The sequence below is a fragment of the Bradyrhizobium prioriisuperbiae genome, assembly GCF_032397745.1.
GTDB lineage: Bacteria > Pseudomonadota > Alphaproteobacteria > Rhizobiales > Xanthobacteraceae > Bradyrhizobium_A > Bradyrhizobium_A prioriisuperbiae.
Window position 1 is genome coordinate 5,339,672 of sequence record NZ_CP135921.1, and the last position, 17,563, is coordinate 5,357,234.

Annotated in this window: 13 protein-coding genes; 12 read left to right on the forward strand and 1 reads right to left on the reverse strand. The window is 64.1% G+C overall.

All coding sequences use genetic code 11. The features are described from left to right. Positions 1–19 precede the first annotated feature (19 nt). The 5 genes from RS897_RS25185 to RS897_RS25205 are packed head-to-tail and all read left to right on the forward strand — an operon-like array spanning position 20 to position 6,056. A complete protein-coding gene (locus RS897_RS25185) occupies positions 20–931 on the forward strand; it encodes an alpha-1,2-fucosyltransferase (RefSeq protein ID WP_315831427.1) in 912 nt (303 codons plus the stop codon). A gap of 46 nt (positions 932–977) precedes the next feature. Continuing rightward, positions 978–1,700: a class I SAM-dependent methyltransferase gene (locus RS897_RS25190; RefSeq protein ID WP_315831428.1), complete on the forward strand. Its 723-nt coding sequence runs from the start codon at positions 978–980 to the stop codon at positions 1,698–1,700. A 42-nt stretch (positions 1,701–1,742) separates the two neighbouring features. After that, positions 1,743–2,618: a glycosyltransferase family 2 protein gene (locus RS897_RS25195; protein ID WP_315831429.1), complete on the forward strand. Its 876-nt coding sequence runs from the start codon at positions 1,743–1,745 to the stop codon at positions 2,616–2,618. Continuing rightward, positions 2,618–4,585, forward strand: a complete 1,968-nt coding sequence (gene asnB / locus RS897_RS25200; protein WP_315831430.1) for an asparagine synthase (glutamine-hydrolyzing) — start codon at positions 2,618–2,620, stop codon at positions 4,583–4,585. The genes RS897_RS25195 and asnB overlap by 1 nt, the downstream gene beginning before the upstream one ends. 37 nt (positions 4,586–4,622) lie before the next feature. Then, positions 4,623–6,056, forward strand: a complete 1,434-nt coding sequence (locus tag RS897_RS25205) for a glycosyltransferase (protein ID WP_315831431.1) — start codon at positions 4,623–4,625, stop codon at positions 6,054–6,056. Positions 6,057–6,074: 18 nt separating this feature from the next. Here the strand turns inward: RS897_RS25205 and RS897_RS25210 are convergent, their stop codons facing one another. Further along, complete coding sequence (locus tag RS897_RS25210; protein WP_315831432.1) at positions 6,075–7,037, reverse strand: lysylphosphatidylglycerol synthase transmembrane domain-containing protein; 963 nt, start codon at positions 7,035–7,037, stop codon at positions 6,075–6,077. A gap of 349 nt (positions 7,038–7,386) precedes the next feature. Here RS897_RS25210 and RS897_RS25215 point away from each other — a divergent pair, with 349 nt between their 5' ends. From RS897_RS25215 to RS897_RS25245, 7 genes are all read left to right on the forward strand, one after another. Then, positions 7,387–8,670 carry a nucleotide sugar dehydrogenase gene (locus RS897_RS25215; RefSeq protein ID WP_315831433.1) on the forward strand — a complete coding sequence of 428 codons (1,284 nt, stop codon included), beginning with the start codon at positions 7,387–7,389 and terminating at the stop codon, positions 8,668–8,670. A 38-nt stretch (positions 8,671–8,708) separates the two neighbouring features. Then, positions 8,709–9,725: an NAD-dependent epimerase gene (locus RS897_RS25220; RefSeq protein ID WP_315831434.1), complete on the forward strand. Its 1,017-nt coding sequence runs from the start codon at positions 8,709–8,711 to the stop codon at positions 9,723–9,725. An 11-nt stretch (positions 9,726–9,736) separates the two neighbouring features. Then, the gene (locus RS897_RS25225; protein ID WP_315831435.1) at positions 9,737–11,149 is read left to right on the forward strand and encodes a mannose-1-phosphate guanylyltransferase/mannose-6-phosphate isomerase; all 1,413 of its coding nucleotides are present in this window, start codon (positions 9,737–9,739) and stop codon (positions 11,147–11,149) included. A gap of 220 nt (positions 11,150–11,369) precedes the next feature. Beyond that, complete coding sequence (locus RS897_RS25230) at positions 11,370–12,365, forward strand: Gfo/Idh/MocA family oxidoreductase (protein WP_315831436.1); 996 nt, start codon at positions 11,370–11,372, stop codon at positions 12,363–12,365. A 43-nt stretch (positions 12,366–12,408) separates the two neighbouring features. Beyond that, positions 12,409–13,557 carry a DegT/DnrJ/EryC1/StrS family aminotransferase gene (locus RS897_RS25235; protein WP_315831437.1) on the forward strand — a complete coding sequence of 383 codons (1,149 nt, stop codon included), beginning with the start codon at positions 12,409–12,411 and terminating at the stop codon, positions 13,555–13,557. Between the two features lie 85 nt (positions 13,558–13,642). After that, on the forward strand, positions 13,643–15,169 hold the full coding sequence (murJ, locus tag RS897_RS25240; protein WP_315831438.1) for a murein biosynthesis integral membrane protein MurJ: 1,527 nt from the start codon (positions 13,643–13,645) through the stop codon (positions 15,167–15,169). 72 nt (positions 15,170–15,241) lie between these two features. After that, on the forward strand, positions 15,242–17,536 hold the full coding sequence (locus tag RS897_RS25245) for a xanthine dehydrogenase family protein molybdopterin-binding subunit (RefSeq protein WP_315831439.1): 2,295 nt from the start codon (positions 15,242–15,244) through the stop codon (positions 17,534–17,536). Positions 17,537–17,563 lie beyond the last annotated feature (27 nt).

Genomic DNA, 17,563 nt, shown 5'->3' on the forward strand with positions numbered 1-17,563 from the left:
GGCAGGGCGGCCAATTCGTGTGATTACCATCGCGATCCAGGGCGGCCTCGGCAACCAGATGTTTCAGTATGCGGCCGCCAAGGCGCTGGCGTGCCGGCATGGCGTCGATCTCGTCATAGATGAGAGCTCATTTCGCTCCTACACGTTGCGGAATTTCCTGCTCGATCGCCTTCAGGTGCCGGAGGCCGTGGCAGACCGCGTGATCGATGCGTCGAGTCCGGTCAAGAGTTTCACGGCGGTGAAGTGGCGAAATCGTGCCAATCGGATTCTGAGCCGCCTTTCGCTACCGGAACTACCGCAGCGGGGAAATACCTATTCGGAGCCGCACTTCCATTTCGATTCTCGCTTTACGGAGCTTGGCGCGTCGACGTCGCTCTTCGGATATTTCCAGAGCGAGCGCTACTTCATCGAAATCGCCGATATGCTGCGGGATTGTTTCCAGCCGCGCGATCCGATCGGGCCGCCAGCGCAGGCGATGGCGGATGTGATCGCGCGCAGCGAGATGCCGGTGTCCGTTCACATCCGGCGAGGTGATTATGTCAAGTCCGCCGAAACCGCCCGCGTCCATGGTTCGCTGAGTGCGCCGTATTACAGGACTGCATTGCAGGTCCTGCAAGGCGCATTGCCGTCCCCGATGACGGTGTTCGTGTTCTCCGATGATCCGGCGGAAGCGGAAGCGGTGCTCGATTTCGTCCCTCGAGACCAGCTTGTTCACGTCAGTGGCGATCCGGAGCGACCCTGGGAGGACATGGCGCTGATGTCGCGGTGCCGGCATCACGTCATCGCCAACAGTTCGTTCAGCTGGTGGGGCGCCTGGCTCAATCCGGCCCCGGAGAAAATCGTCATCGCGCCACGCGAATGGTTTACCCCGGCAGAGTTGCGCCAGCGCAACACCTGTGATCTCTATCCGCCGGGCTGGATATTGCTGTGACGGCATCGGTTTTTGAAATTACCTGATTTGAATCGGAGTTTGGATCATGTCGCTGGTCGGCGCACGTTCAATCATTAGCGGTCTTCGTCGCCGCGCGCGTCGCGCAACCGGCGGCTGGGGCGATCCTGTTCGCAACCCCGATGCCTCCGAATTCGAGGTCGATCTCTGGACGCTGTCGGATTTCGTGCTCGACAAGATCGTGCCTGTCGTCGGCGTGCGACCTTATCCGTTGAATGAACTGTTGCTGATGACCGCAGCCGCATGCCGGCTGAAGCCATCGGTCGTGTTCGACTGGGGGACGCATATCGGTGCCTCCGCCCGCATCTTTCATGAATGCGACAAAGCGTTCAAATTCGGCTTCGAGATCCATTCCATCGATTTGCCGCCCGACGCGAGCCACGTCGAGCATCCTGGTCAGGAGCATGGCCGTCTGGTGCGTGGGCTTGCCAACGTTCACCTGCACCGCGGCAATGGTGTCAGGGTCGCGCTCGATGTCTGGCGCAGGCTTGGCCAGCCGAAACGCCCGCTGTTTTTCGTCGACGGAGATCATGCTTATGAGTCCGTGCGCGATGAACTCGGCGAGATTTTTTCAACCGTTCCCGACGCCAGTGCGTTGGCCCACGACAGTTTCTTTCAATCCGCCGATGCGAACTATAATGTTGGCCCTGCGCTCGCCATTGATGAGGTCGTGCGCGGCTTTCCGGGGCGCTTCAAGGTGATCAAGTCCGGCCTTGGATTGCCGGGGATGACCCTGCTGGTGACAGTCTGACGACGCGCGGCCAGTCAGCCGGATCTCGGGCAAAAAATGAAGATGGCGTTGCCGCTCGTCTCGATCATCCTGTCGATGCGTAACAGCGCGGCCACGATCGGCGCCGCGGTGCGCTCGGTCCAGCTGCAGACGCTGCGGGATTGGGAGCTGATCGTGATCGATGACGGCTCGTCCGACCGAAGTGCCGAAATCGTCGATGGGTTCGGCGACGCGCGAATCCGGCTGGTGCGCGAGCCGGTGAGCGCCGGGCTTGCGCCGCGGCTTAATCAGGCCGTAACGCTCAGCCGGGGCGATTTCATCGCGCGGATGGATGCGGATGACATCTGTTTCCCGGACCGGCTGTCGCGGCAGGTCGAACAGTTGCAGCAGGAGCCGCAGCTCGATGTCGTCGGCTGCGCCGCTGTCGTGTTTACCGATGGCCATGAGTTGGTCGGCCGGCTGCCGATCGGGGTGACCCATCAGCAGATCACGGCGCGCCCGTGCGACGGCTTTCCGTTCCCGCATCCGACATGGTGTGGGCGCGCCGCCTGGTTCCGAAACAATCCCTACGATGCGGCGTTGATGAAAGCGGAAGATCAGGATCTGCTGCTGCGGACCTTCCGCACCAGCCGGTTCGGCGGCCTGGAGGACGTGCTGCTGGGCTATCGCCAGAACCAGCTCGACCTGAGGAAACTGCTGCCGGGGCGGCGCACTTTCATCGGTTCGCTCTGGCGCTATGGCGCACGCACCGGCGAGCATTGGCCGGCGCTGGGTGGGATCGTGCTGCATTTCGTCAAGGGCGTGGTCGATGTCATCACCGTCGGCCTCGGCCTCAATCGTCTGGCGCAGCGACGCCGGCTGCAGCAGGTGCCGCCAGAGGTCGCGGAGCGATGGCAGGAACTGCGGCAGCAGCTTGATCTCGACAAGGCGGCCTCCTGATGTGCGGCGTTGCCGGCTTGATGCGACCGGGCGGTGGCGACGACACTGCGCTGGCGGGCATTGCCTCGCGCATGGCGGATGCGCTTCGTCATCGCGGGCCCGATGCGGGCGGGGTGTGGACCCGCGCGACCGCGGGCATCGGCTTCGGTCACCGCCGGCTCTCGATCCTCGATCTCACGGAGGCGGGCGCGCAGCCGATGCGCAGCGAATGCGGTCGCCTTGCCATCACCTTCAATGGCGAGATCTACAATCATCAGCAGATTCGCGCCGAACTCGAGGCCGCAGGCGCGGCGCCGAACTGGCGCGGACATTCGGACACCGAAACCCTGCTGTATGCGGTGCGGCAGTGGGGCGTGGCCGCGGCGTTGCGGCGGTTCACCGGCATGTTCGCTTTCGCGCTGTGGGACGAGGCGACACGGACGCTGACACTCGCCCGCGACCGGTTCGGCGAGAAGCCGCTGTTCTATGGCTGGTGCGGCCGTGACCTGGTGTTCGCGTCGGAATTGAAGGCACTGGCCGCGCATCCCGTGTGGGCGCCGTCGCTGGACCGCACCGCGCTGACCGCGTTCATGCGTTATTGCTATGTGCCCGCGCCTGGCACGATCTGGCAGGGCATTCACAAACTCCCCCCGGCCTCGTTGGTGACATTCCCAGCCGATGCGTCCGTAGGGGCGATGCCTGAGCCGGTGGCCTATTGGTCGCTTCGCGAGCAGGTGGTCGCGGGGCAGGGCGCGCGGATCGACCATGAGACGCAGGCGATCGATGAGCTGCAGCGGCTGCTGTCGATTGCGGTGAAGCGGCAATGCCTCTCCGACGTGCCGCTCGGGGCTTTTTTGTCCGGCGGCATCGATTCCTCGGTCGTCGTTGCGCTGATGCAGGCGCAGGCGAGCCAGCCGGTGAAGACTTTCACCATTGGCTTTTCCGAGGGCGCGTTCAACGAGGCCGACGACGCCCGCAAGGTGGCGCATCATCTCGGCACCGCGCACACCGAGCTCACGGTGGATGCCAAGACCGCGAGAGACGTGATCCCGAAACTACCCGGGATGTATGACGAGCCGTTCGCGGATTCCTCGCAGATCCCGACCCATCTGGTGGCGGCGCTGGCGCGGCAGCATGTCACTGTGGCGCTGTCCGGCGATGCCGGCGATGAATTGTTCGGCGGCTACAATCGGCATGTCTGGGGCACGCAGCTGAACCGCCGTCTCAGCCGGCTTCCGGCGCCGCTGCGCCGCGCGTTCGGCACCGTGCTGGGCGCGGTGTCGCCGGAGCCGGTCGGCACGATCGCGCGGTGGATCGAGCCGCTGCTGCCACAGCACTTGCAGGTGCGTCGCGCCGGCGATCAGGCAGCCAAGCTCGCCCGCATCGTTAATGCTCCTTCGCTCGATGATATGTACCGGTTGCTGTGTTCCATCGACAACGCGCCGGCGCTGACCGTTGTCGGAGGCGAAGAAGCGCCGAACTGGTCCATGCGCGAGATGGACGCGCTGACAACCCCGCTCGATCCGCTCGACCGCATGACACTCTCCGACGCATTGAGTTATCTCAGCGACGACATTCTGCAGAAGGTCGATCGGGCCGCGATGGCGGTCAGCCTGGAGACCCGGGTCCCGTTTCTGGATCGTGACGTCGCGGAATTCGCTGCGCGCGTGCCTCCTCGCATGAAGGTGCGCGACGGCCGCGGCAAATGGCTGGTGCGGCAGGTGCTGTACAGGCATGTCCCGGCGGCTTTGGTCGACCGGCCGAAGACCGGTTTCAGCATCCCGCTCGACGACTGGCTGCGCGGACCCCTGAAGGCGTGGGCCGGCGATCTCTTGTCGCCGGAGCGGCTGCGGCGACAGGGGCTGTTCAATCCCCGGCGCGTCGAGCTCATGCTCGGCGAGCATCTGAGTGGTCGACACAACCACGGCTATTGGCTATGGAACGTGCTGATGGCGCAGGCTTGGCACGATCAATGGTGCGCCGGCTGACCATTCCTCCCGCATCCGCGCGAGACATCACTCCGTCATGACCGATCTTTCCAGCCGCAAAGCGGCCATTCTTGCACATTCGGAAACATTCGCCGCCTCTCGCGGTGACTGGCGCGCGCGTGCGCGCTTTTTCCATGACGAAGACGAGACCTATCTTCGTTTCCTGATTCCCGAAGGCGCGCGGGTGCTGGATATCGGGTGCGGCACCGGCGACACGCTGGCCGCGCTCAAGCCGTCGTATGGCGTCGGTGTCGACTTCAGTCCGGCGATGATCGCGCAGGCCCGCGTGCGTCATCCGGAATTGACGTTTCATCTCGGCGACGCGGAAGATCCGGCGACCATCACAGCGCTCGAAGGTCCGTTCGATTACATCCTGGTGCTCGACACCATCGGTGCGGTCGACGATTGCCAGACATTTCTGAGCCAGTTGCATCCGCTGTGCACGCGGCAGACGCGTCTCGTGATCGGCTACTATTCCCACCTCTGGCATCCGGTGCTCCGGCTGGCGGAGCGCGGCGGACGCCGGATGCCGCATCCGGAGCAGAACATCCTGTCGCCGGCGGACGTGCGGGCCTTCGCCGGTCTCGCCGACTTCGATCCGGTGAAATCCGAGCGCCGCCTGCTATCGCCGCTGGCCCTGTTCGGCGTGGGACGTTTCATCAACCGCTTCATCAGCATCCTGCCGGGCTTTCGGGCGCTGTCGCTGCGACACTACGCCGTGTGCCGCTCGCTGCCGGCGGCGGGATCGGACGTGAAGTCGGCGACGGTGGTGATCCCGGCCCGCAACGAGCGCGGCAACATCGAGCCCGCGGTGCAGCGGATCCCGCAATTCTGCGACGACATCGAGATCATCTTTATCGAAGGCCACAGCAAGGACGAGACCTTCGCGGAGATGGAGCGGGTCAAGGCGGCCTATCCGGGCAAAGACATCAAGACCATGGTGCAGCCCGGCAAGGGCAAGGCCGATGCGGTGTTCACCGCATTCGACGCCGCCCGCGGCGATGTGCTGATGATCCTGGACGCGGACCTGACCATGCCGCCGGAACAACTGCCGAAATTCTGGGACGCGGTGCAGTCGGGCAAGGGCGAGTTCATCAACGGCTCGCGGCTGGTCTATGCCATGGACGATGGCGCCATGCGTTTTCTCAATCTGATCGCCAACCGCACCTTTTCTTATTTGTTCTCGTGGCTGCTGAACCAGCGCTACACCGATACGCTGTGCGGCACCAAGGTGATGCGGCGCAGCGACTATCAGCGCCTGAAGGCCGGCAAGGCCTATTTCGGCGACTTCGATCCGTTTGGTGATTTCGACCTGATCTTCGGCGCCTCCAAACTCAACCTGAAATCGATCGACATGCCGATCCGCTATGCGGCGCGCAGTTATGGCGAGACCCAGATCTCGCGCTTCAGGCACGGCTGGATGCTGCTGAAGATGGTGGTGTTCGCGTTTTTCAGGATCAAGGCGCAGTAGAGCGCCTCACTGCCGGCCTCATTGCTCCTGCAGCTCCATCGCCGCCGATCCCTTCGCGGCTTTCTCGGCGCTGAAGACCCAGACCAGCCCGCCGATCGCCCCGACCGCGAACGACACCGCACCGAACAGGATCGACACCACGAGGCCATCGGCCTGCGGCAGACCCGCATAACCGAATGCCACCATCATGGTCGCTTCGCGCACGCCCCAGCCGGCGATCGAGATCGGCAGCATGGTGATCAGCATGATGGGCGGGATCAGCAGGAACACCTGGGGAAATGTCGCCGGTGCCGCAATCGAGCGCACCACGGCCCAGGCGATCACAACGGCGAGAACGTGGACCGCCAGCGACAGCACGGCGATTTTCGGGCCGCTCTGGCGACTGAAAATCACCTTGTTGGCGATCACCGCGCAGGCATGAATATGCTTGGTCGGCAGCCACGCGGTCAGCCAGGCCCATGACAGCCGGCCAAAGGCGAGAAACGCCAACCCCGCGGCCAGCGCGCCGAAATCGATCAGCGACAGCGCGGCGCGGCCGCGGGCATCGCCGATCAGCTGATAACTCCAGGGCAGGCTGGCGACGATCAGGATGGCCAGTGCCACGAGGCCGATCGCGCGGTCCACCAGCACCGAATAGGTTGCGGCGCGCCAGCCGGCGCCGGTGCGGCTCACCAGCCACAGCCGCACGGCATCGCCGCCGATCGACGACGGCAGGCTCTGGTTGAAGAATGCCCCGATCATGTTGAAGCGCAGCGCCTGGGCAGCCGAAAGCGGAGCTCCGCACAGCGCGGTAATTTCCCGCCACCGCAGCGCGCCGAGCAGGATCTGCACCAGCGTCATGGCGATCGCCACCGCGATCCAGCCGAGGTTGATCTGGTTCATGCGCGCCAGGATGGCAGACACATTGACCCCGCGCAGCGCGAGATACAGCAGCGCCCCGGACACCAGGATTTTGAGCGCAACGAGCAGGATTTGGCGCATGATGGGCCGACGGGGCCTTCGGTCAGGAGGAAACAGCCAGAATGCCGAGAAATCTGGCCGATCGGCGGCTGAATTGACGCGATTTGACGCGTTTCTGCCCGCGCGGCGGTCACTGCCGCGGAACAGGCGCTAGGTATGGCTTTCAAGGGCTTATGGCAAGTGCAAAGCCGGCCTCCCGGGCGTTACGGGGGACCAGTTCCGGGGCTTTGGGCGGCCTTCTGGAAGGTTTCTTGTCCCCATCCCGACGCTCCCCCGGCAATGTTCCCGGGCGTCCCTTGCAGCCGCCGCGGGCTGACGGTTAAAGAGGGCCGGGGCGGCAGGCCCCGGCTTTTGGGAGTCTGGGCAGCGGGTGGCGCACCAACGTAAGATTGCGGTGATTGGACTGGGTTATGTCGGCTTGCCGGTCGCGGTGGCTTTCGCCCGTGATTCCCGGCCGGTGATCGGCTTCGACATCGACAAAACGCGGATTGACGAGTTGCGCGACGGGCGCGACCGCACGCGCGAGGTGGACGCGGCCGAACTGCGCTGGCCCACGCTGGTGTTCTCGGATGAGGCGGTTCGTCTGTCCGAGGCGGATTTTTTCATCGTCACGGTTCCCACCCCGATCGACGACGCGCGCAAGCCGGATCTCGGCGCCATGCTGGCGGCGTCGCGAACCGTCGGCGGCGTGCTGAAAAAGGGCGACATCGTCGTCTACGAATCCACCGTCTATCCCGGGGCCGTCGAAGAGGAGTGCGCGCCGATCCTGGCGAGCGTTTCCGGGTTGCGCGCAGGAATCGATTTCAGCGTCGGTTATTCGCCCGAGCGCATCAATCCCGGCGACAAGCAGCACCGGTTCGAGACCATCATCAAGGTCGTCTCGGCGCAGGATGCGGCGACGCTCGATATCGTGGCCGATGTCTATGGATCGGTGGTGACCGCCGGCATTCATCGCGCACCGTCGATCAGGGTCGCGGAAGCCGCCAAGGTGATCGAGAACACCCAGCGCGATCTCAACATCGCTTTCATGAATGAACTGTCACTGATCTTTCACGCGCTGGACATCGACACCGGCGATGTTCTCGCCGCGGCAAGAACCAAATGGAATTTCCTGCCGTTTCAGCCAGGACTGGTCGGTGGTCACTGCATAGGCGTCGATCCGTACTATCTGACGCATCGTGCTGAAAAAGCAGGCTATCATCCCGAGGTCATTCTCGCCGGCCGCCGCATTAACGACAACATGGGCCAGCACGTTGCCCGCGAATGCATTCGAGGCCTTTTGCGGCGGAAGGGAAGCGGCGGGATCGTGACGGTGCTGGGTTTGACCTTCAAGGAAGACGTTCCGGATACGCGCAACTCCAAGGTCGTCGACATCGTCCGTGAACTGGAATCGTTCGGATTGACGGTGCAATTGCACGATCCGCAAGCCAACCCGGACGACGCCAAGCATGAATACGGTCTGACGCTGACTGCGTTCGAAACGCTGCGTCCGGCAGAAGCTGTTATCTTTGCCGTTGCTCACAGCCACTATGTCGCCGGCGGCTGGCCCATGATCCAGGGGCTGCTGGCGGACGGTGAGGGGCTGGTGCTCGATGTGAAGTCGAAGCTCGATCGGGCTGCGGTGCCGGCCGGCATCGAGCTGTGGCGTTTATAAGGGCATGTTGACAAGAGCGATGGGCTCGGCAGGTTTGAATGGCTGAACAGGCGATACTGGTGACCGGCGCGGCGGGCTTCATTGGCTTCCACGTCGCGCAACGATTGTTGCAGGCGGGCAAGACCGTGGTCGGTCTCGACAACCTCAACGACTACTACGATCCGTCCCTCAAGGACGCGCGACTCAATGTGCTGCACAACGATCCGCGCTTCCAGTTCGTGAAGATGGATCTTGCGGACGAAGGCGGCATGGACCGGCTGTTCGCGCAGCACAAGTTTCCGGTGGTGATCCACCTCGGCGCCCAGGCCGGTGTGCGTTACTCGCTGCAAAATCCGCGCGCTTATATCTCGTCGAATCTGCAGGGCTTCGGCAACGTGCTCGAGGGCTGCCGCCACAATGGCTGCCGGCATCTGTTGTATGCGTCGTCGTCGTCGGTCTATGGCGCCAACACCAAGCAGCCGTTTTCGGTGCACGACAATGTCGATCATCCGATCAGCCTGTATGCGGCGACCAAGAAATCCAACGAGCTGATGGCGCATTCCTACAGCCATCTGTTCCGGCTGCCGACCACGGGGCTGCGCTTCTTCACGGTCTACGGGCCGTGGGGACGCCCCGACATGGCGATGTACATCTTTACGAAGGCGATCCTGGAAGGACGCCCGATCAAGCTGTTCAACCAGGGGCAGATGCAGCGTGATTTTACCTATGTGGACGATATTGCCGAGGCCATCGTCCGCCTGACTGAGCGTCCGCCGCAGCCCGATCCGTCCTGGTCTGGCGACAAGCCCGATCCGGGTACCAGCACGGCGCCCTGGCGCGTTTACAATATCGGCAACAACAAGCCGGAACAGCTGATGCATGTGGTATCGGTTCTGGAGCAGGCGCTCGGGCAAACCGCCCAGAAAGAGCTTCTGCCGATGGAGCCGGGCGACGTGCCATCCACTTTCGCCGACGTCGACGATCTGATGCGCGATGTCGGTTTTCGTCCATCGACGTCCATCGAAGACGGCATTGCCAACTTCGTGCGTTGGTATCGTGACTATCACAAGCTTTGACGGCGGGATTCATGTCTGATCGTATTATTCCCTTGATCATGTGCGGCGGCGCGGGAACACGGCTGTGGCCAGCCTCGCGCGAGGGACGGCCGAAGCAGTTTCTGCGGCTGTTCGGCGCGCTGTCGACATTTCAGGAAACGATGAAGCGGGTGTCGGATCCCTCGTTGTTCGCGCGGGTGATCGTCATCACCAACGCGGCCTATCGCTTCATGGTGCTGGAGCAGCTCGCCGAAATCCGGCTCGAGGCCGACGTGCTGCTGGAGCCGGCGCGCCGTGATTCCGGCTCGGCCATCGCCGCCGGCGCCGCGTTCGCGCGCACCCGTGATCCCGAGGCCGTGGTGCTCGCGCTGGCCGCCGATCACGTGGTCAAGGACACGCCCGCCTTCGTCGACGCCTGCCGCCGTGGCCTGGTTGGCGCAAATGCCGGCCGCATCGTCACGTTCGGCGTCGAGCCCGAACATCCCTCGACCGAATACGGCTACATCCGCCCCGGCGAGACCATCTCGGGCGATATCCGCGCGGTTGCGAAGTTTGTCGAGAAGCCGGACGCGGCGACCGCGGCCGGTTATGTCAGCGACGGTTATCTCTGGAACAGCGGCAACTTCATGTTCCGCGCCGAGACGCTGCTCGATGAGTACGCCAAGTTCGATGCCGACAGCGTCGAGGCGGTCACATCGGCGGTGAGCAAGGCGGGGCGCGATCTCGGATTCGTCACCCTCGACAAGGAATCGTTCGAGAAGGCGCGATCCATTTCCATTGACTATGCAGTGATGGAGAAGACCTCGCGGGCCGCGGTGGTGGCGGTCGCCTGCGGCTGGTCCGATGTCGGCTCCTGGCGCGCTGTCTGGGAATTGTCGCCCAAGGACGACGACGGCAATGTCACACAGGGCCAGGCCGTGTTCGAAGGCTCGCGCAATTGCAACGTGTCGACCGACAAGACCCTGGTCGCGCTCGAAGGCGTCGAAGACCTGGTCGTGGTCGCTACCCAAGATGCCGTGCTGGTGTCGCGCCAGAAAGATGCCGGCGGCCTGAAGCGGCTGGTCGGCAGACTGCGGACCATCGCGCCGCAGGTGACGGAAGATCATCCCAAGGTGCATCGTCCCTGGGGATCGTATCAGTCGCTCGACATCGGCGAGCGCCACCAGGTCAAGCGCATCATCGTCAAGGCGGGCGGGCGGCTGTCGCTGCAGAAGCATCACCATCGCTCCGAACACTGGATCGTGGTGCGCGGCGCGGCGCTGGTCACGGTGAACGAGATGCAGAAGGTCGTGCACGAAAACGAGTCGATTTACATTCCGATCGGCGCCACCCACCGGATGGAAAATCCCGGCAAGATTCCACTGGAATTGATCGAGGTGCAGACCGGTAGTTATCTCGGCGAAGACGACATCGTGCGCATCGAGGACGACTACAAGCGCTCGTGAGGCGATCGGCTCAGGGCCGTTCCGGCCCTCGCCCGGCCTCGGGAATACCTCTGTTTTCATCTCCAGCGATTCGCGGCCGGGCCGGGGCATCCCTGTAATTCTTTGAATCAAAACGTGTTTAACGGCAGGCGGCGGAGGTTCGCAACCCCGCTGCCGCCGTGCTAGACCATGCCGCGGCGCATGTCGGGGTATCGCGCCGGCTTGGAATTCGGGGATTTCGATGAGCTTGAAAAAAGTTGCACCGGGCGCGGCCCTCCGCGTGGGAGTGATCGGTGCGGGCATCATGGGCAGCAACCATGCCCGCGTGCTGGCCGGCCTGCCAGGCATCGCGCTGACCGGCATTGTCGATCCGCTGCCTGCGCACCGCCAGCGGGCCACCGAGATGGTCGGCTGCAAGACGTTCACCGGCCTGGATGAGCTGGTCGCGGCCGGCGTGGATGCGGTCACGGTCGCGGCGCCGACCCATCTGCATCATGAGATCTCGCTTGAACTGATCTCGCGTGGCATCCACGTGATGGTCGAGAAGCCGATCGCCTCGACGGTCCAGGAGGGCCGGGACATCGTCAATGCCGCGCAAGAGGCCGGCGTCACGCTGATGGTCGGCCATGTCGAGCGCTTCAATCCGGCGGTGGCCGCGATCAAGCAGGCGATCAAGGATGAAGACATTCTCTCGATCGCCATCACTCGCGTCGGCCCGTTTCCGCCGCGGATGTCGAACGTCGGCGTGGTGATCGATCTCGCCGTGCACGACATCGACCTGATCCGCTGGTTCACCGAATCCGACATCGTCGACGTGCAGCCGCAGCTTTCCAGCGCCGTCGCCGAACGCGAAGACATCGCGCTGCTGCAGTTCCGCACCGAATCCGGCGTGCTCGCCCACATCAACACCAACTGGCTGACGCCGTTCAAGGCGCGCAGCGTCACGGTGGCGACCCGCGGCAAGTATGTGATGGGCGATCTGTTGACGCGCCAGGTCACCGAGTGCTTCGGCTTCCAGCCCGACGGCAGCTATTCGATGCGCCATCTGCCGGTCGGCCATGATGAGCCGCTGCGTGCGGAGCTGATCGCGTTTGCTGATGCCGTGCGTTCCGGCAAGGCGCCGGCGGTGACCGGCGACGAAGGCGTCGCCAGCCTCGAGATCGCCATTCAGTGTCTGGAAACGCCGGCCAAGCCGGCCAACACCGCAGGCAAGCGGCCGCGCCGCGCCGTCGGCTGATCGTTCTGCGCCGACCGTCGTCTCCGGTGAACTGCAGGACTGCATGAACCAGCACACGCCCCCTCAGGCCATCGCCTTTATCGATGTCGTCGCCCAGCGCCGCAGGCTCGGACAAGCGATCGACGATGCGGTGACGCGGGTGCTGACCCACTGCCAGTTCCTCGGCGGTCCGGAAGTGACGCAATTCGAGGCGGATCTTGCAGCTTTCACCGGCGCCCGCCATGTGGTGACCTGCGCCAGCGGCACCGACGCGTTGCTGATGCTGCTGATGGCCAAGGGCTTTGGGCCCGGCGATGCGGTGTTCTGCCCGTCGTTCACGTTCTGCGCCACCGGCGAGGCCGTGGCGCTGGTCGGGGCGACGCCGGTGTTCGTCGATGTCGAGGACAGCACGTTCAATCTCGATCCGGCCTCGCTCGTCCGCGGCATCGCGACGGCCCAAAAACTTGGACTCGTGCCCAAGGCCGTGATCCCGGTCGACCTGTTTGGACAGAGCGCTGATCACGATGCGATTGCCGCAATCGCGGAGGCCGAGGGGCTGTTCGTGCTGGACGACGCCGCGCAAGGGTTCGGCGCAAGCTACAAGGGCCGCCGTCTCGGCACCTTCGGCCACGCCACCGCGACCAGCTTCTTTCCGGCCAAGCCGCTGGGATGCTACGGCGACGGCGGGGCGATCCTGACCGACGACACGGAGCTTGCCGAAACGCTGCGCAGCATCCGCGTGCACGGGCAGGGCACCGACAAATACGACAACGTTCGTCTCGGCCTGACCGCCCGGCTCGACACCATCCAGGCCGCGGTGCTGATCGAAAAGCTGAAAATCTTCCAGGACGAGATCGACGCCCGCAACCGCGTCGCCAAGCGTTATTTCGATGCGCTGCATAATATCGTCACCGTGCCGCGTGTCGCCGAGGGCAATGTGTCGGTGTGGGCGCAGTACACCATCCGCCTGCCGCGCGGCGAACGCGACGGCTTTGCCACCGAGCTGAAGGCGCGGGGCGTGCCGACTGCCATCTATTATCCGAAGTCGCTGCACCAGCAGACCGCCTACAAGCATTATCCGGTGGCCGAGGGCGGGCTTGCGATCAGCGAACAGCTGTCCGAAGAGGTCATCAGCCTGCCGATGCATGCCTATCTCGATGCGGCGACGCAGGATCGCGTGATCCAGGCTGTGCGCGACGCGGTCGCAAGCTGATTTCGGCGTTTTGCGCCGTCTCCCCATGGGTTAGGGTCTGATTCAATCGTTGAATCAGACCCTTCTCCTATCCAGTTAGCATCCGATGCTCAGGCGTATTTTCACCGTCGGCGGATATACGCTGCTCTCGCGGCTGACCGGTTTCGCGCGCGACATCATGCTTGCGGCGATCCTCGGCGCGGGGCCGATGGCGGACGCGTTCCTGGTCGCGCTGCGGCTGCCGAATGCCTTCCGGGCGATCTTTGCCGAAGGCGCGTTCAACACGGCATTCGTCCCCGCCTACGCTCACGTCCACGGCGAACGGGGCGAAGCATCCGCCAAGCTGTTCGCGGACCGCATCTTCACCCTGCTATTCATCTCGCAGGTGGTGCTGCTGATCGTTGCGTGGCTGTTCATGCCGCAGGCGATCTCGATCCTGGCGCCGGGTTTCAGCGACGATCCGACGCAGCGTCAGCTCGCCATCGAACTGACCCGTATCACCTTTCCCTATCTGCTGCTGATCACCCTGGTGACGCTGTATGGCGGCATGCTGAACGTCATGCATCGTTTCGCCAGCGCAGCCGCCGCGCCGATTTTCCTCAACCTTGCCATGATGGCGACACTGGCACTGGCGGCTTTCTTTCCCAGCGCCGGCCATGCCGCGGCCTGGGGCGTGCTGATCTCCGGTTTCCTGCAGTATTTTCTGCTTGCGGCGGATACCGCGCGTCACGGCGGCTTGCCGAAATTTGCGCCCCTGAAGCTCGACGACGATGTCCGTGGATTCTTTCGCACCATCGGGCCCGCCACACTCGGCTCGATGGGAACACAAGTCGCTGTGTTTGCCGATACGGTCATCGCAACGTTCCTTCCGGCGGGCGCCTTGGCGGCGCTCTACTACGCCGAGCGGCTCTACCAGCTTCCGATCGGTGTGATCGGGATCGCGATCGGCACCGTGCTGCTGCCGGAAATGTCGCGGCGCCTGACCTCAAGCGATCACGCCGGCGCCATGGCCTCGCAGCGCCGCGCGTTCGAGTTGACGCTGCTGTTTTCGGTGCCGTTCATTGCGGCATTCCTGACGGTGCCCGACATCATCATGCGGGCGATGTTCGCTCGCGGCGCTTTTACCAAGGCGGACGCGGCGGCGGCCGGCGCCACGCTTGCCGCCTACGCCGTCGGGTTGATTCCATTCGTGTTGATCCGCAGTGCAGTATCCACCTTCTACGCGCGCAAGGACACGGCGACGCCCGTTAAAGCGTCGCTGATCGGCCTTGCGGTCAATGTTCTGCTCAAGATCGCGCTGGTCGGCGGGCTGGCACAGGTCGGGCTGGCGCTGGCCACAGCGATCGGCGCCTGGGTCAATTTGCTGCTGGTGATCGGGTTCGCGGTCCGGGCCAAGTATCTGGAGTTCGATCGGGCGTTCCGGCTGTCGCTGCTGAAGTTCGCCACGGCCGGCGTGCTGCTGGCGGCCGTGTTCTGGCTGACCGGCCGATTCGCGCCGCTGTTATTGGCGGGCATTGCGACGTTCCGCGATGAATTGACGCTGGGGCTCTTGATGGTTGTCGGAACAGGGGTTTATGGCGCCGCGGTATGGCTGCTATTCGGCCGCCGCTGGGTCACTTCTTTGGTGCGCTGAGGGGGTTTGCGCTGGGGCGCGATCCGCTGCAATATAGAATGGTTCTAGTTCTGAAGTGCCCCCGGAGATCCAATGGCTCCCATCAAGTTCGGCGTCGGTCATAGCGTCCGCCGCAAGGAAGACGACGCTCTCATTCGCGGCAAGGGCCGCTACACCGCCGATCACGCCCCCTCCAGCCTGCTGCATGCCCTGGTGCTGCGTTCGCCGCACGCCCATGCCAAATTCAAGCTCGACGCGTCGAAGGCGCGCAACCTGCCGGGCGTCGCCGCCATCCTGACGGCAGACGACACCGCCGCTCTCGGCGATCTTCCCTGCCTGTTCAACCTGCCGGACGAGCCGTTCACCGCACCGTCATATCCGATCCTGGCCAAGGACCACGTGCGTCATGTCGGCGACGCCATCGCCTTTGTGGTGGCCGAGACCCTGGATCAGGCACGCGATGCGCTCGAGGCTGTCAGCGTCGAATGGCAGGCACTGCCTTCAGCCATCGGCGCCATCCAGGCGCTGAAGAAGGACGCGCCGCAGATCTGGCCCGACAAGCCCGGCAACGTGCTGTTCGACACATCGATCGGCGACAGGAAAGCCGTCGAGGCGGCGTTCGCGAAGGCGCATGCGGTGGCGGAGATCGCGATCGTCAATCCGCGCATCGTCACCAACTACATGGAAACCCGCGGTGTCATCTGTGAGTACGACGCGAAAGCCGATCATCTGACGCTGACCATCGGCAGCCAGGGCAGCCATCGTCTGCGCGATATCCTCTGCCAGAACATTCTCAACATCCCGGTCGAGAAGATGCGGGTGATCTGCCCGGATGTCGGCGGCGGCTTCGGCACCAAGCTGTTTCCCTACCGCGAATATGCACTGGCCGCGCTCGCCGCGCGCAAGCTGCGCAAGACGGTGAAGTGGGTGGCCGAGCGTGCCGATCATTTTGTCGGCGACGCCCAGGGCCGCGACAACATCACCACCGCGAAAATGGCGCTTGCGGAGGACGGCAAGTTCCTCGGCATGGATGTCGATCTCGTCTCCGACATGGGCGCGTATCTGTCGACCTTCGGGCCTTACATCCCGCATGGCGGTGCCGGCATGCTGCCCGGTCTTTACGACATCCAGGCGTTCTACTGCCGCGTCCGCACCGTGTTCACCAACACCGTGCCGGTCGATGCCTATCGCGGCGCCGGCCGTCCCGAGGCGGCTTATGTGGTGGAGCGGCTGGTCGATGCGGCTGCGCGCAAGCTCGGCATGACGCCCGATGCCATCCGCCGCAAGAATTTCATTCCGCCGCGCGCGATGCCCTACACAACCGCGACCGGCAAGGTTTATGACTCCGGTGATTTCGTCGCGCACATGAAGCGTGCGATGGAGGTGGCCGACTGGAAGGAGTTTCCCAAGCGCGCCAAGGCGGCGAAAAAGCAGGGGCTGGTGCGCGGCATCGGGCTCGGCACTTATGTCGAAGTCTGCGGCACCATGGGCGAGGAGACCGCGGAAGTGCGGCTCGATCCCAACGGCGACGTGACAGTCTTGATCGGCACCCAGTCGAGCGGGCAGGGGCATGCGACCGCCTATGCGCAGCTGGTCGCTGAGCAGTTCGGCCTGTCGCCGGAGCGCGTGCACATGATTCAAGGCGACACCGACCTGGTCGCGACGGGGCTCGGCACCGGCGGCTCCAGCTCGATTCCGTCGGGCGGCGTCAGCGTTGAGCGAGCCACCCGCAAGCTCGGCACCAGCCTGAAGGAGCTGGCGTCCGAAGTGCTGGAAACCGGCGCTGGCGATCTCGAGATCATCGACGGCACCATCCGCATCGCCGGCACCGACCGCACTGTGTCGTTCGCGGACCTTGCCAAGGGCGCCGATCCCAAGAAGCTGACCGCCAGCGAGAAGTTCTCGAGCGCCGACGGCACCTTCCCGAACGGCACGCATGTGGTGGAGGTCGAGATCGACCCGGCCACCGGCGTCATCCGGATCGTCAACTATGTGATCGTCGACGATTTCGGTGTGACGCTCAATCCGCTGATGCTGGCGGGCCAGGTGCATGGCGGCACCATGCAGGGCATCGGCCAGGCGCTGATGGAGCAGACGGTCTACGACGCCAAGGACGGCCAGCTCGTCACCGGCACGTTCATGGACTATGCGCTGCCGCGCGCCGCCGATGGTCCCGCGATCCAGTTCGAAACCCACAACGTGCCCTGCACCACCAATCCGCTCGGCGTGAAGGGCGCGGGCGAGGCGGGCGCGATCGGCTCCTGCCCGGCGGTGATGAATGCCATCGTCGAAGGCCTGTGGCGGGAGTATCAGATCGACCACATCGATATGCCGGCGACGCCGGAACGGGTGTGGGTCACCATCCAGCGCCATCACAAGCCGTCATGATCGAGATGGCATGTGCGGAATAACTTG